The 22,831-nt window shown below is 71.3% G+C and carries 17 protein-coding genes; 8 read left to right on the forward strand and 9 right to left on the reverse strand.

What is annotated here, in order from left to right; all coding sequences use genetic code 11:
* Positions 1-113 precede the first annotated feature (113 nt).
* The gene (locus tag ACFWGZ_RS04795; protein ID WP_382450115.1) at positions 114-1,736 is read left to right on the forward strand and encodes a glycosyl hydrolase family 18 protein; all 1,623 of its coding nucleotides are present in this window, start codon (positions 114-116) and stop codon (positions 1,734-1,736) included.
* A gap of 60 nt (positions 1,737-1,796) precedes the next feature.
* On the opposite strand, the gene ACFWGZ_RS04800 is transcribed toward ACFWGZ_RS04795, so the two are convergent.
* The 4 genes from ACFWGZ_RS04800 to ACFWGZ_RS04815 all read right to left on the reverse strand — a co-directional run bounded on the left by ACFWGZ_RS04800 (position 1,797) and on the right by ACFWGZ_RS04815 (position 7,905).
* Positions 1,797-2,888 carry a serine hydrolase domain-containing protein gene (locus ACFWGZ_RS04800; RefSeq protein ID WP_382450116.1) on the reverse strand — a complete coding sequence of 364 codons (1,092 nt, stop codon included), beginning with the start codon at positions 2,886-2,888 and terminating at the stop codon, positions 1,797-1,799.
* A gap of 125 nt (positions 2,889-3,013) precedes the next feature.
* A complete protein-coding gene (locus ACFWGZ_RS04805; RefSeq protein WP_382450117.1) occupies positions 3,014-4,093 on the reverse strand; it encodes a serine hydrolase domain-containing protein in 1,080 nt (359 codons plus the stop codon).
* 14 nt (positions 4,094-4,107) lie between these two features.
* A complete protein-coding gene (locus ACFWGZ_RS04810; RefSeq protein WP_382450118.1) occupies positions 4,108-5,385 on the reverse strand; it encodes a M14 family zinc carboxypeptidase in 1,278 nt (425 codons plus the stop codon).
* A 348-nt stretch (positions 5,386-5,733) separates the two neighbouring features.
* The gene (locus ACFWGZ_RS04815) at positions 5,734-7,905 is read right to left on the reverse strand and encodes an ATP-dependent RecD-like DNA helicase (protein ID WP_382450119.1); all 2,172 of its coding nucleotides are present in this window, start codon (positions 7,903-7,905) and stop codon (positions 5,734-5,736) included.
* An 84-nt stretch (positions 7,906-7,989) separates the two neighbouring features.
* On the opposite strand from ACFWGZ_RS04815, the gene ACFWGZ_RS04820 reads away from it, so the two are divergent.
* From ACFWGZ_RS04820 to ACFWGZ_RS04840, 5 genes are all read left to right on the forward strand, one after another.
* Complete coding sequence (locus ACFWGZ_RS04820; protein ID WP_382450120.1) at positions 7,990-8,664, forward strand: response regulator transcription factor; 675 nt, start codon at positions 7,990-7,992, stop codon at positions 8,662-8,664.
* Positions 8,661-9,683: an ATP-binding protein gene (locus ACFWGZ_RS04825; protein ID WP_382450121.1), complete on the forward strand. Its 1,023-nt coding sequence runs from the start codon at positions 8,661-8,663 to the stop codon at positions 9,681-9,683. Before ACFWGZ_RS04820 ends, ACFWGZ_RS04825 begins: the two co-directional genes overlap by 4 nt.
* Positions 9,684-10,079: 396 nt before the next feature.
* Positions 10,080-11,834: a DUF4153 domain-containing protein gene (locus tag ACFWGZ_RS04830; protein ID WP_382450122.1), complete on the forward strand. Its 1,755-nt coding sequence runs from the start codon at positions 10,080-10,082 to the stop codon at positions 11,832-11,834.
* Positions 11,835-11,935: 101 nt separating this feature from the next.
* Complete coding sequence (locus ACFWGZ_RS04835; protein WP_382450123.1) at positions 11,936-15,673, forward strand: Pls/PosA family non-ribosomal peptide synthetase; 3,738 nt, start codon at positions 11,936-11,938, stop codon at positions 15,671-15,673.
* Positions 15,670-16,869 carry a M1 family metallopeptidase gene (locus ACFWGZ_RS04840; protein WP_382450124.1) on the forward strand — a complete coding sequence of 400 codons (1,200 nt, stop codon included), beginning with the start codon at positions 15,670-15,672 and terminating at the stop codon, positions 16,867-16,869. Before ACFWGZ_RS04835 ends, ACFWGZ_RS04840 begins: the two co-directional genes overlap by 4 nt.
* Here ACFWGZ_RS04840 and ACFWGZ_RS04845 read toward each other — a convergent pair.
* The 5 genes from ACFWGZ_RS04845 to ACFWGZ_RS04865 all read right to left on the reverse strand — a co-directional run bounded on the left by ACFWGZ_RS04845 (position 16,847) and on the right by ACFWGZ_RS04865 (position 21,122).
* Positions 16,847-17,491 carry an NUDIX hydrolase gene (locus tag ACFWGZ_RS04845; RefSeq protein WP_382450125.1) on the reverse strand — a complete coding sequence of 215 codons (645 nt, stop codon included), beginning with the start codon at positions 17,489-17,491 and terminating at the stop codon, positions 16,847-16,849. The genes ACFWGZ_RS04840 and ACFWGZ_RS04845 overlap by 23 nt on opposite strands.
* The gene (locus ACFWGZ_RS04850; RefSeq protein WP_382450126.1) at positions 17,436-18,665 is read right to left on the reverse strand and encodes an adenylosuccinate synthetase; all 1,230 of its coding nucleotides are present in this window, start codon (positions 18,663-18,665) and stop codon (positions 17,436-17,438) included. Before ACFWGZ_RS04850 ends, ACFWGZ_RS04845 begins: the two co-directional genes overlap by 56 nt.
* A gap of 1 nt (position 18,666) precedes the next feature.
* A complete protein-coding gene (locus tag ACFWGZ_RS04855) occupies positions 18,667-19,653 on the reverse strand; it encodes a hypothetical protein (protein ID WP_382450127.1) in 987 nt (328 codons plus the stop codon).
* Positions 19,650-20,657: an adenylate cyclase gene (locus tag ACFWGZ_RS04860; protein ID WP_382450128.1), complete on the reverse strand. Its 1,008-nt coding sequence runs from the start codon at positions 20,655-20,657 to the stop codon at positions 19,650-19,652. Before ACFWGZ_RS04860 ends, ACFWGZ_RS04855 begins: the two co-directional genes overlap by 4 nt.
* 87 nt (positions 20,658-20,744) lie before the next feature.
* Positions 20,745-21,122, reverse strand: a complete 378-nt coding sequence (locus ACFWGZ_RS04865) for a hypothetical protein (RefSeq protein ID WP_382450129.1) — start codon at positions 21,120-21,122, stop codon at positions 20,745-20,747.
* Between the two features lie 170 nt (positions 21,123-21,292).
* Between ACFWGZ_RS04865 and ACFWGZ_RS04870 the strand changes: the two genes are divergently transcribed.
* Complete coding sequence (locus tag ACFWGZ_RS04870; RefSeq protein ID WP_382450130.1) at positions 21,293-22,375, forward strand: mechanosensitive ion channel family protein; 1,083 nt, start codon at positions 21,293-21,295, stop codon at positions 22,373-22,375.
* A gap of 148 nt (positions 22,376-22,523) precedes the next feature.
* Positions 22,524-22,799 (forward strand): hypothetical protein, encoded by a 276-nt coding sequence (locus tag ACFWGZ_RS04875; protein ID WP_382450131.1) that lies wholly within the window; start codon positions 22,524-22,526, stop codon positions 22,797-22,799.
* Positions 22,800-22,831 lie beyond the last annotated feature (32 nt).

Below are 22,831 nucleotides of genomic sequence, written 5' to 3' on the forward strand. Positions count from 1 at the left end.
TTTCCGATACCGGTTTCGGACTACTCCATTCGAGTGACGGCAGAGGTCTAGACCTTGACCTTCAAGTGGTCTAAACCACAAGGTTCCGTTAACCCCCTGCGACTAGGAGTCCGATGTCCAAGTTCCGATGGCATCTAGCTGCACTCTTCGCGGCGGTCGCCGCGATGGTCCTCGGCATCGTCGTCGTGCCCGCCGCGAGCGGTGCCGGCGGCGTGTCCGCCACGTTCTCCAAGGGTTCGGACTGGGGAACGGGGTTCGAGGGCAAGTACACGATCACCAACAACGGCACGACGGCCCTGACGTCGTGGACCGTCGAGTTCACGCTCCCCGCCAACCACCGCGTGACTTCGCTGTGGGACGGCTCGTACACCACGAGCGGTCAGAACGTCACCGTCAAGAACACCTGGAACGGCAGCGTCGGTGTCGGCGCCTCGGTGAGCTTCGGCTTCAACGGCGCGTACACCGGCACGTTCGGCGCGCCGGCCAACTGCAAGCTCAACGGCGCGTCGTGCGAGGCGGGCGGGACCAACCCGACCACCACGACCACGACGTCGACCACCACCTCGACCACTACCACCACCACGACGACGACCACGACGACCGGCAACCCGCCGCCGGCCGGGAAGATCAACCTCGGCTACTTCGCGGAGTGGGGCGTCTACCCGGCTCGCAACTACCAGGTGAAGAACATCGACACCTCGGGTTCGGCGAGCAAGCTGACGCACATCAACTACTCCTTCGGCAACGTGACCAACGGTCAGTGCACGATCGGTGAGTCGTACCCGGCGCTCGAGAAGGCCATGACGGCCGCCGAGAGCGTGGACGGCGTCGCCGACACGTGGGACCAGCCGGTGCGCGGCAACTTCAACCAGCTGCTCAAGCTGAAGAAGAAGTACCCGCACATCAAGGTCCTGTACTCGTTCGGTGGCTGGACCTGGTCCGGCGGCTTCGGCCAGGCCGCGCAGAACCCGGCGGCGTTCGCCGAGTCCTGCTACAAGCTGCTCGAGGACCCGCGCTGGGCGAACCTCTTCGACGGCATCGACATCGACTGGGAGTACCCGAACGCCTGCGGTCTCTCGTGCGACACGAGCGGCCCGGCCGCCTACAAGAACCTGATGCAGGCGCTGCGCGCCCGCTTCGGCCAGAACTACCTCGTCACCTCGGCGATCACCGCCGACGGCTCGAACGGCGGCAAGATCGACGCCGCCGACTACGGCCCCGCGGCGCAGTACCTCGACTGGTACAACGTCATGACGTACGACTACTTCGGTGCGTGGGCGGCGCAGGGCCCGACGGCTCCGCACTCCCCGCTCACGTCGTACAGCGGCATCCCGACCGCCGGCTTCAACAGCGAGGCCGCGATCTCGAAGCTGCGCAGCAAGGGCGTTCCCGCCAGCAAGCTCCTGCTCGGCATCGGCTTCTACGGCCGCGGCTGGCAGGGCGTGACCCAGGCGGCGCCCGGCGGCACCGCGACCGGCCCGGCTCCCGGCACGTTCGAGCAGGGCATCGAGGACTACAAGGTCCTCAAGACGAAGTGCCCCGCCACGGGCACGATCGCCGGTACGGCCTACGCGTTCTGCAACGGCCAGTGGTGGAGCTACGACACCCCGCAGACGATCACCAGCAAGATCCAGTGGGCCCGCAGCCAGGGTCTCGGTGGAGCGTTCTTCTGGGAGCTCACGGGTGACACCGCGAACGGAGAGCTGATCACCGCGATGAAGAACGCCCTCGGGTAGTTCTTCGACAACGCCGGGAGGGGAGCTGGTCAGCCCAGCTCCCCTTTCGTGTGCCCGGAATCAGCAGAAGACCGCCGACAGCAGCTTGTCGAAGGCGTCACCGGGGTCGCCCGGGACCGGCGCGCTGGTGGCGTTGAGCTCCAGCCGCTTCTTCGTGTCCGGCGTCGTCAGCAGCTGCGACGAGTAGCCGGGGATGCCACCGCCGTGGCCCCACACCTTGGTGCCGCACGGCAACGTCTCGACCTGCAGGCCCAGGCCGTACCCCGGGCTCACGGCCGTGGTCCTGCTCAGTTCCGCCTGCTGCGCGGGCGCGAGCAGCTTCCCGCTCACCAGCGCTGTGACGAACGTGTCCAGGTCCTGCGTCGTCGAGATCATCTCGCCGGCCGCCCAGGCGATCGACGGGTTCAGGCGGGTGATCTCGGACGGCTGCCCGCCGACGGTCCAGTAGGCGCGGGCGTGCGGACCCCTGATGTCGAGCCCGGTCCCGGGGACCTCGGTGTCCTTCAGCCGCAACGGCTTCAGGATCCGCTGCTCGACGGACGTCGCGTAGGGCTTGCCGGTCAGCTCCTCGACCAGCAGGCCCGCGACGACGTAGTTGGTGTTGGAGTAGCTCCACTTCGTGCCGGGCTCGAAGTCGAGCGGCTTGCTCGTGGACAGCGCGAGCAGCTCCCGCGGCGTCCAGGTCCGGTAGCGGATCCGGTCGAACTCGTCCGGGTTGCCGGGCAGGTCGTCGGTGTAGTTGTGGAGCCCGCTCGTGTGCTGCAGCACCTGGCGGACGGTGATGCGACCGTCGACCAGGTCCGGCAGGTACCGGGCGACGGGCGCGTCCAGGTCGACCCGGCCCTCGCCGCTGAGCTGCAGCAGCACGGTCGAGACGAACGTCTTGGTGATGCTGCCGACGCGGAACCGGCCGTCGAGCGGCACCGGCCGGTGGCCGTCGAGCTCCGCCCTGCCGGACCGGGCGGCGAAGCGCTGCCGCCCGTCCGTCACGCGGGCCTGCACGCCGAGCGCTCCCCCGCTCCGCGTGACCTGGTCGAGAGCCTGCTGCACGCCCGCGCCGCCGGCGCCCGCCGGGTCGGCCGTGGCGACGCCCGCGGTGGTCAGTGCCAGCAGGCTCGTCGCGGTCACTGTTGCTACCAGTCGAATCCCCATGCGTCCCACCTTGGCGAGGCGCACGGGAGCGCCGCGTCCCCCTCCAGCAGCACCGCATCCCGGAGTTCTCCCCGAGGCAGGACGCATCCGGCGGGCCGCGGGTTCGGGGACGTCCCCTGCTCCGTTCAGCAGAAGATCTCCTCGATCACCTTCAGGTAGGCCTGCGTCGGGTCACCGGTGCCGGTGCTCGCCGTCGCGGAGAACTCCGCTCGGGTCCGCAGGTCCGGGCTCGCGTAGGCGAAGCTCGCGAAGCCGGGGACGTTGCCGGTGTGGCCGATGATGGTCGCGCCGCACGGGGCCCGGTCCACGAACACGCCGAGGCCGTAGCCGGGGCTCACGGCCGTGGTCCGGGTGAGCTCCCGCTGCTGCTCGGGCTTCAGCAGGCCGCCGCCGAGGAACGCGGTGTAGAAGGTGTCGAGGTCCCTGGTGGTCGAGATGACGTCGCCGGCCGCCCAGAACACGCTGGTGTGCCAGCGGGTCGTGTCGATCGGCCTGCCGTCGACCAGGCCGTACGAGTGGGCGTGCGGCCCGCGGACGTCCAGGTCGTCGCCGGGGAACGTCGTGTCGCCGAGCCGCAGCGGCTTCAGGACCCGCTGGGCGACGACGTCGGCGTAGTCGCGGCCGGTCACCTCCTCGACGAGCAGGCCGAGGAGCACGTACCCGGTGTTGTTGTACTCCCACCTCGTGCCCGGCTCCGACCGGAGCGGCTGACCGGTGGACAGCGCGACCAGCTCCTGCGGCGCCCAGCGCCGGTACCGGATCGGCTCGAAGCCCTGCGGGTCGAACGCCAGCGCGTCCGTGTGGCTGACCAGGCCGCTCGTGTGCTGGAGCAGCTGCCGGACGGTGATGCGGCGGTCGACCAGGCCGGGCAGGTACCGGTCGACCGGTGCGTCCAGCTCGACCACGCCCTCGCCGGCGAGCTGCAGCACGACGGCCGAGGTGAACGACTTGGTGATGCTGCCCGCGCGGAACCTCCCGTTCACCGGCACCGGGCGCGGGTCGCCCCGCTCGGCGGTGCCGGACCGCGCGGTGAAGCGGTCCCGGCCGTCGGTGACGCGCAGCTGCACGCCCTGCGCGGCGGTGCGGTTGAGGTCGTCCAGGCCCTGCTGGACGACCTCGCGGTCGATCCGGTGCTCCTGCGCGACGGCGGTGCCGGTGAAGAGCAGCGTGAATGCGGCGGTGGTGGCCAGTAGGCGTGTCCCCATGACCCCCCAACGCGTCAATACGGGCGTTTTGCTGCTTTCATGGCCGAAACGAGCATGGGCCGCACTTTCGGCCAGTGCACGTCCCGCTGGCACGAGAACGGCGGCACGAACCCGCCGCACCGGCCGGACTGCGCGCCGATCTCCCACACGAAGCTCGGCACGCCCAGGTCGTCGTACACCCAGTCGTCCGTGGCGCCGGAGGCGTTGTAGAGCAGTTCGCCGGGCTGGCCCGCGGTGAACCCGCCGAGCGCGGCCATGTCCTGGGCGATCCTGCGCAGCGCGGCGTCGTTGCCGGTCTTCTGCGTGCTCCAGCCCCACGGGAAGAGCACGTAGTCGCCGTAGCTGTGCATGGAGACCACCGCGCCGGTGGTGTCCGGTGCGGCGGCCGCGGTGTCGCCGGGTGCGCGGGTGTCGCGGTAGAGCTTGCGCCACAACGACTCCAGCGCGCGCACCTCGACCTCGGAGTCGGCGCGCGTGCCCTGGTAGGTCTCGCTGCACCTGTTCTGCGACGAGCCGGCCTCGCCCCAGTGCGAGCCGGCGTTGCGGTTGAGGTCGACGCCGCGCGGGCCGCTGGAGCAGAAGCCGTTGGCGTTCTTGCGGTGCAGGACCGGGACGTCGCCGCCGGACTCGACGATCTCGACGCCGTCGGGGTTCGCGATCGGCACCACCCAGACCTCCAGCTCGCCGAGCAGCGCGGTGAGCTCGGAGCCGACCAGGTCGTCGACGAACCGCCACGCCAGGTCGCCGGTGGTGATCTCGCGGGCGTGCAGCTGGCCCATGACGAACAGGCGCGGTTTCGGCGCGGTGGGCGTCAGGGCGCAGTCGCCGGGCCTCTTCCTGGTGATGCAGACGGCTTTCAGGTCGTACCCGCCCTTGCCCTGGGTCTTGCGCCAGGAGTCGCCGTAGTCGACGACGGTCGCGAGGTCCGGGTGGACCGCGGCGGTCTGGTCGAGGTGCGCGAGGTGCGCGGTGACGGTCCGGTAGCCGCCGTAGTAGGTCGCGTCGCCGAGCGAGCGCGGGGTCCACTGCGCCGGAGGCCGCACCGTCTCGACCGACGAGCTGAACCCGTCGGCGCCGAGCGCGTCGGCGGTGTGCGCGTCGCCGACGACGAACAGGTCCTCGCCGTCGCGCCGTTCGAGCACGTCGTAGCCCAGGCCCAGCAACCGCTGGGCGGACTCGCCCTTCGGCGCGGGCACGCGCAGCACGTACGTCGCTTGTGGACCGCCGGCCGGCGCCGGAGCGGGGCCGAGGAGGAGGGCGAGGCAGGCGAACAGGGCGAGAGCAGACCGCATGATCACCGATGATCGGCCGTTCGGCCCAACGGCGCCACCCCGTTCGACCGACCGGATGATTACCGTCCGGTGCTTGGGACGGCGAAACCGGCCACTTGGCGCGCTGTGACGAAAATCAATATGATCTCCTCCAGCAGCGGTTATTGAGCGACGAGCCGAAACCGACTTGACGAACTGCGAGGTCCACACCCCCACCACACGCGGGAAGAAACGGGAGAGCGAGCCATGGACCACCTCTACGACGACGGTGCCGCCGAGATCTCCTTCCCGTGGCGGGGCTCGCTCACGGACGACGACGAGGGCCTGGAGCCCACCATCGTGCGCAGCATGGACTGACGAAACGCGCGCTCACGACGCGGAGTCGGTCCGGAGGCGGTGGGCCAGCGCCGTGTGGCGGCGGCCCGCCCCGACCGTGCGGACGGCCTGGCCGATGGCGCGTTTGCTGCCCACCAGCACGACGAGCTTCTTCGCGCGCGTGACGGCGGTGTAGAGCAGGTTGCGCTGCAACATCATCCACGCGCTGGTCGTGATGGGGATGACCACGCACGGGTACTCGCTGCCCTGCGAGCGGTGGATGGTCATCGCGTACGCGTGGCTGAGCTCGTCCAGCTCGGAGAACTCGTAGTCGACCTCTTCGTCCTCGTCCGTGCGGATCGTGAGCTTCTGCTCGACGGTGTCGAGCGCGATGACGACGCCGAGGGTGCCGTTGAAGACGCCGTTGCGGCCCTTGTCGTAGTTGTTGCGGATCTGGGTGACCTTGTCGCCGAGCTTGAACACCCTGCCGCCGAAGCGCTTCTCGGGCAGGTCGTCCCGCGACGGCGTCAGCGCCTCCTGGAGCACGGTGTTGAGCGCTCCGGCACCGGCCGGGCCGCGGTGCATGGGAGCGAGGACCTGGATGTCCTTGCGCGGGTCGAGCCGGAACTTGCGCGGGATGCGGTTTGCGACCACGTCGACCGTCGTGGTCGCCGCGTCCTCGGCCTCGTCCGCGCTGAACAGGAAGAAGTCCGGCAGGCCTTGCACGATCGGGTAGTCGCCGCTGTTGATGCGGTGGGCGTTCGTGACGACGCCGGACTCCTGGGCCTGGCGGAAGATGTGCGTGAGCCGGACGTTCGGGATCGGGCTGCCCTGCGCGAGCACGTCCCGCAGCACCTCGCCCGCGCCGACGGACGGCAGCTGGTCGACGTCGCCGACGAGCAACAGGTGCGCGCCGGGCGGGACGGCCTTCACGAGCTTGTTGGCCAGCAGCAGGTCGAGCATCGAGGCCTCGTCGACGACCACCAGGTCGGCGTCGAGCGGGTGGTCGCGGTCGTACGCCGCGTCGCCGCCGGGCTTGAGCTCCAGCAGGCGGTGCACGGTGCGGGCCTCGTGGCCGGTCAGCTCGGTGAGGCGCTTCGCGGCCCGGCCGGTGGGCGCGGCGAGGACGATCTTGGCGCGCTTGGCCTGCGCGAGCCGGACGATCGAGCGCACGGTGAAGCTCTTGCCGCAGCCCGGCCCGCCGGTCAGCACCGCGACCTTCTGCGTGAGCGCGAGCTTGACCGCGGCTTCCTGGTGCGCTTCGAGGTCGGTGCCGAGCCAGGCCAGCGCCTTGGTCCAGTCGACGGTCTGGAAGCTCGGCATGCGGTCGGTGTCGTGGCGCAGCAGGCGCTTGAGCTGGGCGGCCATCGAGATCTCGGCGCGGTGGAACGGAACGAGGTAGATGGCGATCTCGTCGTCCGGCAGCTCCTCGCGGACGACGCCCTCCTCCCCGACGAGCTCGGCGAGGCAGTCGATGACGAGGCCCGCGTCGACCTGGAGGATCTTGACGGCCTCCGCGATGAGGGCCTGTTCCGGCAGGTAGCAGTTGCCGTCGCCGGTGGCCTCCGACAGCGTGAACTGCAGGCCGGCCTTCACCCGCTGCGGGCTGTCGTGCGGGATGCCGACGGCCTTCGCGATCACGTCGGCGGTCTTGAAGCCGATCCCCCAGACGTCGCTCGCGAGCCGGTACGGCTCCTCCTTCACGACGTCGATGGCCTTGTCCGTGTACTGCTTGTAGATCCGGACGGCGAGGCTCGTGGAGACGCCGACGCCCTGCAGGAAGACCATGACCTCCTTGATGGCCTTCTGCTCCTCCCAGGCGTCCGCGATGAGCTTGGTGCGCTTGGGGCCGAGCTTCGGCACCTCGACGAGCCGTTCGGGGCTGTGCTCGATCACGTCGAGGGCCTGCACGCCGAAGTGGGTGACGATCTTGTCCGCCAGCACCGGACCGATGCCCTTGATGAGGCCGGAGCCGAGGTAGCGGCGGATGCCCTGGATCGTCGCGGGCAGGATCGTCGTGTAGTCGTCGACGTGGAACTGCTTGCCGTACTGCGGGTGCGAGCCCCAGTGGCCGCGCATGCGGATCGACTCGCCGGGCTGCGCGCCGAGCAGCGCCCCGACCACCGTGACCAGGTCACCCCTGCCCGTGTCGACCTTCGCGACGGTGTAGCCGTTGTCCTCGTTGGCGTAGGTGATCCTCTCCAGGACCGCTTCGAGGACGTTCATACCGCGAACCTACCCGCATCTTCTGCACACGATCTTCACAACTCGTCCCGGCGTCCTCCACGTCCTGCCCATAAAGTCGCCGCCATGACGGGTCAGCGCCGGGTCCTCGTGGTCGAGGACGACATCACGATCGCCGAGTCCGTGGCCGCGCGGCTGCGGGCCGAGGGGTTCGTGGTGGCGGTGGCCCACGACGGGCCGTCGGGGGTCGCCCAGGCGGCGTCGTTCGCGCCCGACCTGGTGGTGCTGGACGTGATGCTGCCGGGGTTCGACGGCCTCGAGGTGTGCCGGCGGATCCAGGCGTCGCGGTCGGTGCCGGTGCTGATGCTGACCGCGCGGGGGGACGAGACCGACCTGCTGGTCGGGCTCGCCGTGGGGGCCGACGACTACCTGACGAAGCCGTTCTCGATGCGCGAGCTGGCCGCACGGGTGCACGTGCTGCTGCGCCGCGTCTCGCGGGCGGTGTCGTCGCGGTCGCTGGAGCTCGGCGACCTGGTGATCGACCTGGCCGCGCGCCGCGTGCGCAGGGCCGGCGTCGAGGCGCACCTGACGCCGACGGAGTACGACCTGCTGGTGTTCCTCGCGGAACGCCCCTCCGCCGTGCAGGCACGGGAGCGCCTGCTGGCGGAGGCCTGCGGGTGGCACGAGGGGGCGTCGTCGCGGACGGTCGACAGCCACGTGAAGGCCCTGCGGCGCAAGCTCGGGGCCGACCTGATCCGGACCGTGCACGGCGTGGGGTACGCGCTGGAGGTGCCCCGGTGACGAGGGAGGTGCCGGTGGTGAAGCGCGTGCTGGACCTGCTCGACCTGCTGCCGCGTCCGCTGGACTCGGTGCGGTCGATCAAGCTCAAGCTGGGCATCGTGATCGTGGTGTCGGGGTGCGTGTCGTTCGCGTACTTCCGCTACTCGACGGGCTGGCTGCCGCCGCGCACGACGTTGATGGCCCTGGTCCTGGGGCTGCTGACCTCGCAGCTGCTCGCGCACGGCATGACCTCGCCGCTGCGGCAGATGACGGCCGCGGCCCGCTCGATGGCCTCCGGCGACTACTCGCGCTCGGTGCGGGCGACGTCGTCGGACGAGGTGGGCCAGCTCGCCGAGGCCTTCACGGTGATGGCGGCCGACCTGGCCGCCGCCGACCAGCAGCGCCGTGAGCTGATCGCGAACGTGTCGCACGAGCTGCGCACCCCGATCTCGGCGTTGCAGGCCGTGCTGGAGAACGTGGTGGACGGGGTGGCCACTGCCGACGCCGCGACCATGAAGACCGCGCTGGCCCAGACCGAGCGGCTCGGGCGGCTCGTGACCGAGCTGCTGGACCTGTCGAAGATCGACGCCGGGGTCCTGTCGCTCAACCGCGAGACGCTGTCGGTGTCGTCGCTGGTCGCCGACGTGGTGGCCGAGGCAGCGGTGGCGGCTCCCGCGGCCACGTTCTCGATCGACGTCGCCGGGGACCTCGCGGTCCTCGCCGACGGGGAGCGCCTCCACCAGGTGCTGGTGAACCTGGTGGACAACGCCGCCCGGCACGGACCCACCGGGGGGAAGGTGTCCGTGACCGGGTTCTCCTCCGGCACGTCGGTGGTGCTGGAGGTCCGCGACGAGGGTCCGGGCATCGCCCTGGCCGACCGCTCGCGGATCTTCGAGAGGTTCACCCGCGGGGAGAGGGCGGGCGGCGGCGGGACCGGACTCGGTCTCGCCATCGCCCGGTGGGTGGTGGACCTGCACGGCGGCACGATCGCCGTGGTGGACCCCGGCTCGTGCATCCGGGTGACCCTGCCCCGCTTCTAGCTGACTTTTCACGGATCTCGGTTCGCACCGGCCCGGCCGGTGCGACGGTGACGCGCGCCCGTTTCCGGGCTTGGGAGAGATGACATGACTGACTCTGGGACTGGTTCGGCTCCGGACTCCCCTCGGGGGAAGGCGGGACGGCGGAAGTACCGGCCGGTGCGCAGGGCCGGGGACCGGCCGGTGGCGGGTGGGGGGAACTCGCCGGGGGGCGAGCCGTCGCGGGAGGCGGTGGAGACGGGTCCGGGCGTGAAGCCGGCGGCGGACACGGGTCCGGGCGTGAAGCCGGTGGCGGACACGGGTCCGGGCGTGAAGCCCGCGGCGGACACGGGTCCAAGCGTGAAGCCCGCGGCGGACACGGGTCCAAGCGTGAAGCCCGCGGCGGACACGGGTCCAAGCGTGAAGCCCGCGGCGGAGAAGGCAGCGGGCAAGGGCGCGCAGGAGGCCGTGGAGAACGCGGCCGACGAGGCGGCGCGGGAGGCGGCGGACAAGGCCGCAGGCGTGAAGCCGGCTGTGAGCGCAGGCTCGCGCAGGGGTACCCCCGAACCGGGAACCCCTGCGACTCAACCTGCTCAGCAGGTCCGACAAGATCCGTCGGCCGACGAGCCGCAGCGGAAGCCCGCCTCGAAGGCGGAGCCCGCCGCCACCCTCCCCCAGCCGTCGCCGTGGCAGGGCCCCGCCCGCCACCCCGGCCCGGCGGTGGTCGTGACCGCCCCCGGCGTCCCCTTCATGCCCTGGTGGAAGCCGCCCACGACCGGCGCCCCCGCCCAGGTCCTGGTGGTGGGGCTGGTCGCGGGTCTCGCCGGCGCGTTCCTCGTCCCGCCGGCCAACGGCATCGGGTGGTTCCTGGCTGGTCTGTGCGCGGTCGGCGCCGTCCTGTTCTTCGCGGGCAGGCCGACGGTCGAGCGGGCGCTCTGGCTCGCGGCGGCGCTCGCGTTCCTCGCCATGGGGTTCCTGCGGGCCGCCGAGTGGGTCTTCCCGCTCAGCGTGCTGGCGTCGATGGTCTGCGGTTCCCTCGCGATGGCGGGCGGGAAGACCGTCAAGGGGCTCGTCTTCGGCGGTGTCGGGCTCGGGCTCGCGGCGCTGCGGTCGATCCCCTGGGTCGCCAAGGGGCTCAGCCGGCGCGGGCCGATCGGGATCCGGCCGTTCGTGTCCGTCGGCGTGGCCGGGGTGCTGCTGGTGGTCTTCGGGTCGTTGCTCGCGGGAGCGGACAAGGGGTTCAACGACTTCCTCGAGGGGCTCGTGCCCGATCTCGAGGTCGGCGTGTACGTGCGCATGGGGTTCTTCGGGGTCGTCGCGGCCCTCGGGGCGCTGGGCGCGTGCTACCTCGTGGTGGCGCCGCCCGCGATCAACGAGGACGCCGAGGCGAAGCCGGGGACGTTGCGGCTCAAGGACTACGGGTTGCCGGTCGGGGTGCTCGTGGTGCTGTTCACCGGGTTCGTGGGCACGCAGCTCGCGGTTCTGTTCGGTGGTGAGGCCTACGTGATGAAGACGGCGGGCGTCACGTTCGCCGAGTACGCGCGGTCCGGCTTCTGGCAGCTGCTGTGGGTGACGATCCTGACGCTCGGCGTCATCGCGGGCGTGGCGCGGTTCGCGGTCAAGAAGACCGCGCGGGAACAGTTGTGGCTTCGGGTTCTTCTCGGTTCACTGGCCGTTCTCACGCTCGTCATCGTCGCGAGTGCCTTGAGCCGCATGTGGTTCTACCAGCAGGCGTACGGGTGGACGGTGCTGCGGCTGCTCGTCGCGTCGTGCGAGGTGTGGCTGGCCGTCGTCTACGTGATGGTCATCGCGGGCGGAATCACGTTGCGCGCCAACTGGTTGCCCAAGGCGATCGTCGCAACCGGGACCGCGGCCTTCCTCGCCGTGGTGGTGATGAACCCCGAACGGGTGGTCGCCGACTACAACGTGTCGCGGTTCGAGGCCACGCAGAAGATCGACGTGGAGTACCTCTCGGGGCTGTCGGAGGACGCGGCGCCCGCGCTCGTCCGGTTGCCGGAGCCGCAACGCTCGTGTGCCTTGCGGTGGTTGAAGGATCGCTACTTCGAACAGGACTGGCGGGAGTTCAACCTGGCGCGGTACAACGCCCGGAAATCACTCGAAAGTGTTGCGGTGACTGAGGTCACCTGTGAGTCGTCGTACTCGGCGGAGCGGTAGTCCGTTAAGCGCAGGTAAAGTAGCAGGTCTGCAAGTTTGCCGAGAGGGTGAGAAGTGACGCTCCAGTGACCATTGCGGCCGAACCCGTTGTCCTTCGATCGATGTTCACGGCAGGCGAGGCGCCCACCCCGCGCACGCTCCTGGACATCCTGCGCACGAGTGCCGACCGGCACCCGGAAGCGCTGGCCGTCGACGACGGCACCACCGCGCTGAGTTACCGCGCGTTGCTCGCCGAAGTGCTGGAACTCAAGGAGAAGCTCGCCGCCGACGGTGTCGGGGTCGGCGACCGGGTCGGCATCCGCGTGCCGTCCGGGACCGCCGACCTCTACGTCTCGATCCTCGCGGCGCTCGCCGCCGGCGCGGCCTACGTGCCCGTCGACTTCGAGGACCCCGACGAACGGGCGGAGCTCGTGTTCGGCGAGGCGCAGGTGAGCGCCGTGCTCGGCGAGGGCCGGTCGCTCACGCTGCACGGCACCACGCTCGGCCTCCCCGGCGAACCCGGTCTCGACAACGACGCGTGGATCATCTTCACGTCCGGGTCGACCGGCAGGCCCAAGGGCGTCGCGGTCACCCACCGCAGCGCCGCCGCCTTCGTCGACGCCGAGGCGGGGCTGTTCCTGCGCGACGAGCCGATCGGGCCGGAAGATCGAGTGCTCGCAGGGCTTTCCGTCGCGTTCGACGCCTCCTGCGAGGAGATGTGGCTTGCCTGGCGGCACGGCGCCTGCCTGGTGCCCGCGCCGAGGTCGCTGGTGCGCACCGGGATGGACCTCGGCCCGTGGCTGGTCGAGCAGGAGATCACGGTCGTCTCCACGGTCCCGACGCTGGCCGCGCTGTGGCCGGTCGAGGCGCTGGACGACGTGCGGCTGCTGATCTTCGGCGGCGAGGCCTGCCCGCCGGAGCTCGCCGAACGGCTCGCCGTGCCCGGCCGCGAGGTCTGGAACACCTACGGCCCTACGGAGGCGACCGTCGTCGCCTGCGCCGCGCGGATGACCGGCGAGGGCCCCGTCCGCATCGGCCTGCCGCTCGACGGCTGGGAGCTCGTCGTCGTCGACCCGCGGGGCGAGGTCGTGCCCATGGGCGAGTCCGGCGAGCTGGTCATCGGCGGTGTCGGCCTGGCCCGCTACCTCGACGAGGCCAAGGACGCCGAGAAGTACGCGCCGCTGCCCTCGATGGGCTGGGACCGCGCCTACCGCAGCGGCGACGTGGTCCGCGCCGAGCCGGAGGGCCTCGTCTTCCTCGGCCGCGCGGACGAGCAGATCAAGCTCGGCGGCCGGCGCATCGAGCTGGGCGAGGTCGACGCGGCCCTGCTCGCGCTCGACGGCGTGGCCGGTGCCGCGGCCGCCGTGCGCACGACACGGGGCGGCAACCAGATCCTCGTCGGCTACGTGGTGGCCGACGGCGGGTTCGACCAGGAAGCGGCCGTCGAGCACCTGCGGGCCGAGCTGCCCGCCGCACTCGTCCCGCTGATCGCGGTGGTCGAGACGCTGCCCACCCGCACGTCCGGCAAGGTCGACCGCGCCGCCCTGCCGTGGCCGCTCGAGTCGATGGACACCGCGGGCGTGGTGTTCTCGGGTCTCGAGGGCTGGCTCGCGGAGCAGTGGGCCGCCGTGCTCGGGTCCGGGCCCGCGTCCGAGGACGCGAACTTCTTCTCGTCCGGCGGCAGCTCGCTGTGCGCCGCGCAGCTCGTGTCGATGGTCCGCACGCGGTACCCGAGCACGTCCGTGTCGGACGTCTACCAGAACCCGACGCTGCACGGGCTGGCTCGCCGCCTGGAGTCGTACGGCTCCGCCGCCGAGGTGCACGAGGTCGCGCCGACGCCGCGCTGGACCGGCCTGGTCCAGACGCTGCTGATGATCCCGCTGCTCACCATCGCCGGTGCGCGGTGGGTCGTCGCGCTGACGGCCCTGTCGAACGTGCTGGGCTGGACCTCCGTGTCGTGGTGGTGGGTCGCCGCCGGTGCCGTGGTGTTCCTCAGCCCCGCCGGCCGGCTCGCGATCTCCGCCGGCGGCGCGCGGCTGCTGCTGCGCGGCGTGAGGCCCGGCGAGTACCCGCGCGGCGGCTCGGTGCACCTGCGGCTGTGGACGGCCGAGATGCTGGCGCAGCTGTCGCGCGCCACCGAGCTGTCCGGTTCGTGGGTCACGCACTACGCGCGGGCGCTGGGCGCCAAGATCGGCCCCGGCGTCGACCTGCACTCGTTGCCGCCGGTCACGGGCATGCTGAAGGTCGGGCGCGGCGCCGCCGTCGAACCCGAGGTCGACCTGTCCGGCTGGTGGCTCGACGGCGACCGGCTGCGCATCGGCCGCATCCGGATCGGCGCGGGCGCGACCGTCGGGGCGCGCAGCACGCTGTTCCCCGGCGCCAAGATCGGCAAGAAGGCCGAGGGGGCGCCCGGTTCCGGGGTCGTCGGCTCGGTACCGACCGGGCAGCGCTGGGCGGGCGTCCCGGCGATCCGCGAGGGCAAGTCGGCGCGCTCGTTCCCCTCGCGCCGCCCGGAGCGGTCGCGGTTCTGGAACCTCATGTACGGCGTCTCGTCCGGTCTGCTGGCCGCGCTGCCGCTGCTCGCGGCGGCTCCGGCCGTGCTGTACGTGCTGAGGCGCCCGGTGACGCTCACGAGCGCGCTGTGGGACGTCCCGGTCGCCTCGGTGATCTGGTTCGGCTCCTACGCGCTGCTGGTCCTGGCGTTCGTGCGGGTGCTGGGCATCGGCATGCGCGAGGGCCACCATCCCGTGCACAGCCGCGTGGCGTGGCAGGCGTGGACGACCGAGCGGCTGATGAACAACGCGCGCTCGGCGCTGTTCCCGCTGTACGCGTCGCTGTTCACGCCGGTGTGGCTGCGGCTGCTCGGCATGAAGGTCGGCCGCGGCGTCGAGGCGTCCACAGTGGTCGCGCTGCCGAAGATGACCCGCGTGGGCGACGGCGCGTTCCTGGCCGACGACACGATGGTCGCCTCCTACGAGCTGGGCGGCGGCTGGCTGCGCATCGCCACCGCCCGCGTGGGCAAGCGGGCGTTCCTGGGCAACTCGGGCATGACCGCGCCCGGCCGCACCGTCCCCAAGGGCGGGCTCGTCGGCGTGCTGTCGGCGGCCCCCAAGCGCGCCAAGGCCGGGTCGTCGTACCTGGGCATGCCGCCGATGAAGCTGCCGCGCGCGGCCGAGGTGTCGGACCAGTCGCGCACGTTCGACCCGCCGAAGCACCTGATGTGGGCGCGGGCGCTGGTCGAGCTGTGCCGGTTCGTGCCGGTGATGCTGAACGTGGCCCTGGTCGTGGGCGTGCTGTTCGCGCTGAAGGAGTTCGGGCTCTGGTGGTCCGGCGTCGTGCTGCTGGGCGCGGGCGTCGCCGCGTGCCTGGTGGCGGTGGTCGCCAAGTGGGTGCTGGTGGGCCGGTTCAAGACCCGCGAGTACCCGCTGTGGTCGGCGTTCGTGTGGCGCAACGAGCTGGCGGACACGTTCGTCGAGGTGCTCGCGGTGCCGTGGCTGATCGGGTTCTCCGGCGGCACGCCGATCATGAACGTGTGGCTGCGCTCGCTGGGCGCGTCCGTCGGGCGCGGCGTGTGGTGCGAGTCGTACTGGCTGCCCGAGGCCGACCTGGTGTCGCTCGGCGCCGGCGCGACGGTCAACCGCGGCTGCGTCGTGCAGACGCACCTGTTCCACGACCGCATCCTGCGGATGGACCGGGTGGCGCTGGCCGCCGGTTCCACCCTGGGCCCGCACGGAATCGTGCTGCCGGGCGCGTCCGTCGGTGCCAACACGACCATCGGACCCGCCTCGCTGGTCATGCGCGGAGAGGATGTACCGTCGGGAACCCGTTGGCTGGGCAACCCGATCTCCGCGTGGACATGACCTTCTCCGTACACCATTACGCGCTAGAGCTGGACTACAAGCCGTACTCCGCACGCCTGTCCGGGCGTGCGGTGCTGCAGGCTTCCTGCCCCGCGCCGCTGTCGTCGTTCTCGCTGTCCTTCGGCTCCCTGCGGATCTCGAAGGTGCTCGTCAACGGCAGACCGGCCCGCTACGGGCACGCGGGCGGCGTGCTGAACGTCCGGGCCGCCGTGCGGGGGGCGTTCTCGGTCGAGGTGCGCTACTCGGGCACGCCCCGGCCGATCTCGACGCCGGAGTGGGGCGACCTCGGCTGGGACGAGCTGACGGACGGCTCGATCGTCGCCTCGCAGCCGATCGGCGCGCCGTCGTGGTTCCCGTGCCTCGACGAGCCGTCGTCCAAGGCGTCCTACCACCTGGAGGTGACGGCGCCCTCGCCGTACACCGTGGTGTGCAACGGGGTCCTGGTCGACGGCAAGGTCTCCGGCAGCACCACGCGCTGGACGTACTCGATGGCGTCCCCGATGGCCACCTACCTCGCGACCGTCCAGATCGGGCAGTACGTCGAGGCGTTGCCGGGGATCTGGGCGCCGTCGCGGCTCAAGCGGCTGGTGGCGCACGACTTCGCGCGGCAGAACCAGATGATCTCGCTGTTCTCGTCGCTGTTCGGGCCCTACCCGTTCGCCACCTACTCGGTCGTGGTGACCGACGACGCGCTCGACGTCCCCGTCGAGGCGCAGGGGCTTTCGACGTTCGGCTCGAACCACGTCGACGGCCGCCGCGGGTCCGAACGGCTGGTGGCGCACGAGCTGGCGCACCAGTGGTTCGGCAACTCCGTAGGGCTCGCCGCGTGGGAGCACATCTGGCTCAACGAGGGCTTCGCCTGCTACTCGGAATGGCTGTGGTCCGAGGCCTCCGGCGGCCGGTCGGCGGACGCGTGCGCGGCCGGGGCGCGGGACCTGCTGCGGCGCCTGCCCCAGGACGTCGTGATCGGCCGGCCCGAGCGGGCCGACTGGTTCGACGACCGGGTCTACCAGCGCGGCGCGCTGACGCTGCACACCCTGCGGCGCGAGATGGGCGACGACTCGTTCTTCGCGCTGCTGCGGGAGTGGTGCGCGCGCCACCGGCACGGCGTCGTGACGACCGAGGACTTCCTGGCGCTGGCAGGCCACCGCGACCTGCTCACGCGCTGGCTGTTCAATCCCGAGCTGCCCCGCTAGCCCACTTCCAGACCAGCGGCGGCCGTCCCCCCTTGGGCAGCGCCGCGGCGTGCTCGCTGGTGCGTTCGAGGCCGGGCACGCGGTCCATCGTGCGGCCCAGGTTGGCCGGGTAGGGGCGGTCGCCGGTCAGCGACTCGGTCACGTCGAGCGCCTGCGCCGTCGTGAACTCCGGCCCGAGCAGGCCCGCGGTGAACGCGACGTCGCGCCAGAGCTTGTCCGCGAGCAACGGCTTGCAGTCGGCGACGATCCGGTCGTGGTCGAAGGCCAGCGGCGGCACGGCGCCGATCCTGTTCCACACGGCCACGTCGCCGGTCGGGCGGGCGACCGTGGCCCACAGCGCGATCGACAGCGTCGGGCCGCGCGGGTCGCGCGACGGCTCGTCGAACATGATGAGCTGGCCGGTCGCCGTCACCGACTCCCCGGCCAGCCCGAGCTTGCCCGTGACGGCCCTCGTGGTCGCCTCGCGCAGCCGTTCCCCCTTGCCCAGCAACACGCCGGGCAGCGCCAGTTCGCCCGCGAACGGCTCGTGCGCGCGCGGTGCCACCCCCAGGAGCACCGCGCGCGCGTCAGGGTCGAACCGCAGCGCGATCACGTCCACCGACACCAGCGTCGACTCGATCATGACGTCGATTCTCCCGCACCTCGTAGTCCGCCCTGGACGGGCCCGCCCCCGTGACGAGCACCTCGACGCCCAGCAGTTCTTCCAGGTACGCCAGGGGATCGGGCATGTCCAGCAGCTCCTCGCCCGCCGCGACCCGCAGGCCGCCGGCGTCCAGGTGCGTCACGGCCAGCCCGTCCACGCCGCCGCAGCACCGCACCGAGTAGCGCAGCAGGCCGGCGTCCAGGTGCCCGGCCCGCCACGCGCCCTGGTACTGCCCCGTGCCGTTGTGCGCCTCGGGGAACCGGGCGAGCACCGCCGGGTCCTCCGTCGGCAGCGGACCCGCGCCGTGCCGGGTCTGGTAGGTCCTGGTCACGCCGATCACGCGGGCGTTCCGGCCGCCGAGCAGCTCCCGCGCGTTGCGCGGCGTGACCGTCGACCAGGTCGTGTGCGGGTGGAAGCCGTACGTCTCGTCCAGCAGCACGCCCTGCGCGCCCTCGAAGACGAGCCGCCCGGCGTCGGCGAGCCGGCCCGCCTCGTCGCCCGTCGTGATCCGGACGGCGTCGGCGAACGAGCGGTACAGCTCGACCAGGTCGTCCACGCCCGGCCCGGCGCCGATCAGCGGCTCGTAGAACCGGGCGAGCGCGTCGAGCTTGCGCCGCAGCGCCCGCGGGTCGAGGCAGTCGCCGACCCGCGGCGCGGGGCCGGGGTCGCCGAGCACCACCTGCTCCTCGACCACCTCCCCGGCCGTCCGCCCCTCCAGCAGGCCGTACCAGACGGTCTCGCCGATCCCCTTGCCGCACGAGCCGTGCCGGCCGTCGCCCCTGGCGTCCTCCCTGGCCCGGTTCGCGGCGACGTGGAACGGCGTGGTGAGCAGCGCGCCGGCGTCGGCCGACAGCAGCGAGAGCGGGTCGGCGACCCCGATGGCCTCCAGTTCGCGCGACTCGGTGGCCAGCGCGATCGGTTCGACGAGCACGTACCGGGAGAGCCAGGTCGGCACGCCCGCGAGCGTGCCCGACCCGAACTGGCTGAACGTGTGGTGCCGGTCGTCGACGACCACGTTGTGCGCGGCCTGCGCTCCCCCGTTGAACCGCACGACGGCCGACACCGGCCCGGCCGCGCACAGCGCGTCGACGACGGCTCCCTTGCCCTCGTCGCCGAAGCCGAGGCCGACGACGATGACGTGCTCCCGGTCCACGTCAGCTCAGCTCCACGTCGTCGGGACCGTCGATGCCCAGCGGTGCGGCGACGACCGCCTTGCCGGTGCCGCCCACGGTGGCCAGCGCCTTGCCGACGGCCCTGCTCTCGGCGACCGACCCGATCTCGGCGAGGTCCACGAGGGCCTGGTCGAGGTCGACGACGCTCTCCTCCAGCCCGATGGTCGCGGCGATCAGCTCGCACACCGCGCCGGGGTCGTCGAGCTTGAGGAAGTTCTGGCCGAGGATCGCCCGCCAGTGCTCACCGATGCTGTCGTCGTGGAAGTACGACGACTGGTTGGGCAGGATGAAGTAGACGTGCCACTTCTTGGCGAGCTCCCGGTACACCGACACGGGGTCGATGTCCTGGCCGACCTCGTCACCGATGACGCGGCGGATGTGCCGGGCCTCCAGCCTGGGCTTGTTCAGCTCGTCGCCGATGATGAACAGGTAGCCCTTGCGGCCGCGCTTCTGCCAGGCGTCGGTGACGACGTGCCGCGCGACGAAGTAGGCGGCCAGCTCGTACGACTCGCTCTTCTGCCCGCCGCCGTTGCCCTCGAGGAAGATGTCGCGCAGCTGCTCGTCCATCCGGTTGTCCGACTCGAACTGCCCCACCTGCAGCGGCACCCGGTCGCTGTCGGCGTCCCCGATGCCGCCGAACATCAGCTGCGGGTCGGCGAGATATCCCTTGCGCTGCAACAACCCGTGCAGCTTGCCGAGCTTGCCCTGCATGATCCGCGGCACCGCGCCCATCGACCCGGTGACGTCGAACAGCACGGCGATCGGTGTCGAGTCGGCGTGGTCGGGCGAGTCGCGGCACTCGCGGTACCGCACGTTCAGCGGGTCGAGCGCCGGCGCGGCCTTCCAGCTCGCCGCGGGCGTCGACTTGACCGAGGCGGTGTAGCCGAAGTCCGCGATCCCCTTGGCCGCGCGGAAGGTCTTGGCCGCCGCGTAGGCGTTGTCGTCCCACTTGCCGTGTCCCATGGTCATTCTCCCGTCTTCGGAAGGGCGAACGGGCGGAACACCCGTGGCCCGTAGAGGTCTTCGAGCAGGTCGTCGTACTCCCCGAGCAGGTCCGCGGCGTCCGGCCGGCGGCGCGGCTGCTCCTGCCGGCAGCCCTGCGCGAACGCGCGCTGCCGTTTTTCGCCGTGCGCCAGCAGGTCCAGCATCAGCGTGTGTGCCATGTGGACGTCCGTGGCGGCGGTGACCGGTTCCCCGTCCACGACTTCCGGCGGGTACGTGATCGTGCGGCTGGTGGCGAGGAGCCGCTGACCCTCCTCGACCGCGAACGACCACCCGGCGAGCACGATCCCGTGCTGCCCGGGGTGCACCAGCACGTTGTCCGCGGTGACGGCACCGTGCACCAGCCCGATCCGGTGCGCACCGGCCAGCGCCTTGAGCAACCGGCGGTGCATCCACGCGTAGTCGCGGCCGTCCAGTCCGTGCGGGAAGGCGCGCTTGACTTCGGCGAGCGTCACGAACCCGTCGCGCAGGGGGTCGAGCACCGTGAAGGCGCGCGATCCCTTGGCGACGTCGCCCGAGGTGTCGAGCAGGCGCGGGTAGAACGGGCGCAGCCACTGGTTGGTGTCGGTGAAGCGTTCGAGCTGCCGCAGGGCGTGCCATTCGCCGTGCAGCAACGGGGTGAGCGCCGGGTTGCGCACCACCTTCACCACGTGCGGCCCGTCCGACTCGTAGAGGTTGGCGACGCTGCCCTTCGCGAACGGCTCCCCGATGCGGTAGACGGCCGTCTTGGTCGTCAGTTCGACCGTCGTGCCGTTCGTCCACTCGTGGTGCAGGCGGGTCAGGTTCGCGGACGCGGCGTGCGCCCTGGTGTCGTCCGGACCCACGACGTCGGGGTGCAGCACGGAGGCCAGCGCGTGGTAGCGGCGCCTCGCCTGCTTGCGCTTGTCCTGGTCGGTGGTGCGCGGGCCGAAGAGGTCTTCGGCCGTCGTGGCGCGTTCCACCAGGTCCAGGGCTTCCGTCGTCGTGAGCATGGTTTGAGTCTAAGTAACTCAAACTGGGTCCGCAAGTACTTTTTGGTCAGTGTGACTCAAACCGCGTCGGGGGCAGCGGCCCCGCTGTCACAGCTCGGTGGAGTACAGGTGGACCTCGGGAACGCGGAACGAGATGCGGGCTCCCGCGGACAACCCGGCCCGGTCCGCGAACTCGACCAGGAGAACGTCGGCGCCCAGCCTGACGGCCACCACCGGGTCGCCGGCTTCGAAGCTCACGACCTCGGCGTCAAGGCAGACCTCGAGACCGCTCGCGGGATCTCCGTGCAGACCGGGGCCTCCCGGTGCCGCCGACCAGGAGGCGACCTCGTCCGGGACCTCGACCTCCACGTGGAACGCGCCGGTCCGAACCGGCCCCGCGCTCATCCAACGCCCCGCGGCGGAGCCGTGGGCACAGCTGAAGTGGACGGTCCCCGAGCCGAGAACCCCCAGAACTTCGACCTCCACCACACCTCCCGCAGCACTCCGCCGAACCCGTCACCCGGCTCGGGTGGACATGCGTTTCCCCACGTCACCCACCGTACGAGCGGGAGCAAGCCGATTGCCCGTGAGCGGGCTCATGGTGTTCCCCTCCCGAGTGGACGGGTATCCCCTTCCGACCCCCGAGAGGAGGAAACGTGCTGTTCGTCGTCATGGGCTGCTCCGTGGCCTTCGCACTGCTCGTGGTGGAGGTGGTCCACCGGCTGGTGCGCCGCTTCAGCCACAGCGGGAAGATGTACCGCCCGGGCCAGCTGTTCGGAGCGCTCCTGGCCGCCCAGATAAGCCTCAGCGCCTACCCGGTCGACGTGCCCGTGGCGTCGCACGCGCTGGGCATCGCGATCATCCTCGGCGGGGCCTGGTTGCTCGCCGCGCTCATCAGCACCCTGGTGGACGTTTCCCTGTCCCGGATCCGCACGGACGTCACGGACAACCGGCACGCGCGGCGCGTGCACACCCAGATCACGCTCGTGCGCCGGCTGACTCTGGTGGTCATCGGCGTGCTGGCCGTGGGCGCGATCCTCATGACGTTCCCCGGCGCACGGGCGGTCGGCTCGACCGTGCTGGCGTCCGCGGCGGTCATCGGTGCGGTGGCGGCGTTCAGCGCGCAGTCGTTGCTCGGCAACCTCATCTCCGGGCTGCAGATCGCGTTCAGCGACGCGGTGCGGCTCGACGACGTGGTCGTGGTCGAGGGCGAGTGGGGACGGGTGGAGGACATCACGCTGACCTACGTGGTGCTGCACCTGTGGGACGACCGGCGGCTGGTGCTGCCCACGTCGTACTTCCTGAAGACGCCGTTCGAGAACTGGACGCGGACGCAGTCGGCGCTGCTCGGGACCGTCGAGCTCGATCTCGACTGGACGGTGCCGGTCGAGGCGATGCGGCAGGAGATGCGGTCCATGCTGGAGGGCAGCGACCTGTGGGACGGGCGGGTGTCGGTGCTGCAGGTGACGCAGGCGACGAACGGGTTCGTGCGGGTGCGTGCGCTCGTCAGCGCCGCCGACGCCGGCAAGCTGTGGGACCTGCGCTGCCTCACGCGGGAACACCTCGTGGACTGGGTGCACCGCGTGCACAGCGGTGCGCTGCCGCAGGTCCGAACGCGGGCCGTCACCGGGGTCAAGAAGGCCCAGCCCACGTCCGACCAGCACACGGACGCCCGCGTGTTCGGCGAGAGCGCGGACGGGGCGCTGCGGGAGCAAGCGTTTGCGGGGCCGAAGCAGTAAGTCGTCGCGAACTCGGTGCAACCGTCCGCGCGCACCGTTCCGTCCTCCGGTCATGAGAAGACCGCTCGCCGTCGCGTTTTGCGCGCTGGCTCTCGGTGGCTGTGGTACGAACGGGGTCGCAACCGTGCCGTCCGCGGAGGTTCCCGTCGTGTCATCAGCCAGGCCGGACAAGAACCGGATCGAGCAGGCGAAGCGCGACGGCCACCTCACGGTGCCACTGATGATCTCCGTGCGACCGGGACGCGACGAGGAGGTCGAGCAGGCACTGCAGAGGCTGGGCGCGACCGTCGAGGCGCGCGACCCGAGAATCGGCTACCTGCGCGCCGAGATGCCGGTCGACAAGGTGGCGGACGCGTACCTGATCACCGGCGTGTCCAAGGTGGACGTGGACGAGCCGCTCGGGAACAGGCTGCCCGAACCGTAGAAAGCCCCAGGACCTCGTGGATCCTGGGGCTT

Origin of the sequence: Lentzea sp. NPDC060358, from assembly GCF_042725365.1 — a bacterium.
GTDB lineage: Bacteria > Actinomycetota > Actinomycetes > Mycobacteriales > Pseudonocardiaceae > Lentzea.

Coding starts and splice junctions, on each gene's coding strand:
- ACFWGZ_RS04800 (WP_382450116.1), bottom strand. CDS start 2,888: ATGGGGATTCGACTGGTAGCAACAGTGACCGCGACGAGCCTGCTGGCA.
- ACFWGZ_RS04805 (WP_382450117.1), bottom strand. CDS start 4,093: ATGGGGACACGCCTACTGGCCACCACCGCCGCATTCACGCTGCTCTTC.
- ACFWGZ_RS04835 (WP_382450123.1), top strand. CDS start 11,936: ATGTTCACGGCAGGCGAGGCGCCCACCCCGCGCACGCTCCTGGACATC.
- ACFWGZ_RS04820 (WP_382450120.1), top strand. CDS start 7,990: ATGACGGGTCAGCGCCGGGTCCTCGTGGTCGAGGACGACATCACGATC.
- ACFWGZ_RS04840 (WP_382450124.1), top strand. CDS start 15,670: ATGACCTTCTCCGTACACCATTACGCGCTAGAGCTGGACTACAAGCCG.
- ACFWGZ_RS04795 (WP_382450115.1), top strand. CDS start 114: ATGTCCAAGTTCCGATGGCATCTAGCTGCACTCTTCGCGGCGGTCGCC.
- ACFWGZ_RS04810 (WP_382450118.1), bottom strand. CDS start 5,385: ATGCGGTCTGCTCTCGCCCTGTTCGCCTGCCTCGCCCTCCTCCTCGGC.
- ACFWGZ_RS04855 (WP_382450127.1), bottom strand. CDS start 19,653: ATGACCATGGGACACGGCAAGTGGGACGACAACGCCTACGCGGCGGCC.
- ACFWGZ_RS04815 (WP_382450119.1), bottom strand. CDS start 7,905: ATGAACGTCCTCGAAGCGGTCCTGGAGAGGATCACCTACGCCAACGAG.
- ACFWGZ_RS04860 (WP_382450128.1), bottom strand. CDS start 20,657: ATGCTCACGACGACGGAAGCCCTGGACCTGGTGGAACGCGCCACGACG.
- ACFWGZ_RS04845 (WP_382450125.1), bottom strand. CDS start 17,491: ATGATCGAGTCGACGCTGGTGTCGGTGGACGTGATCGCGCTGCGGTTC.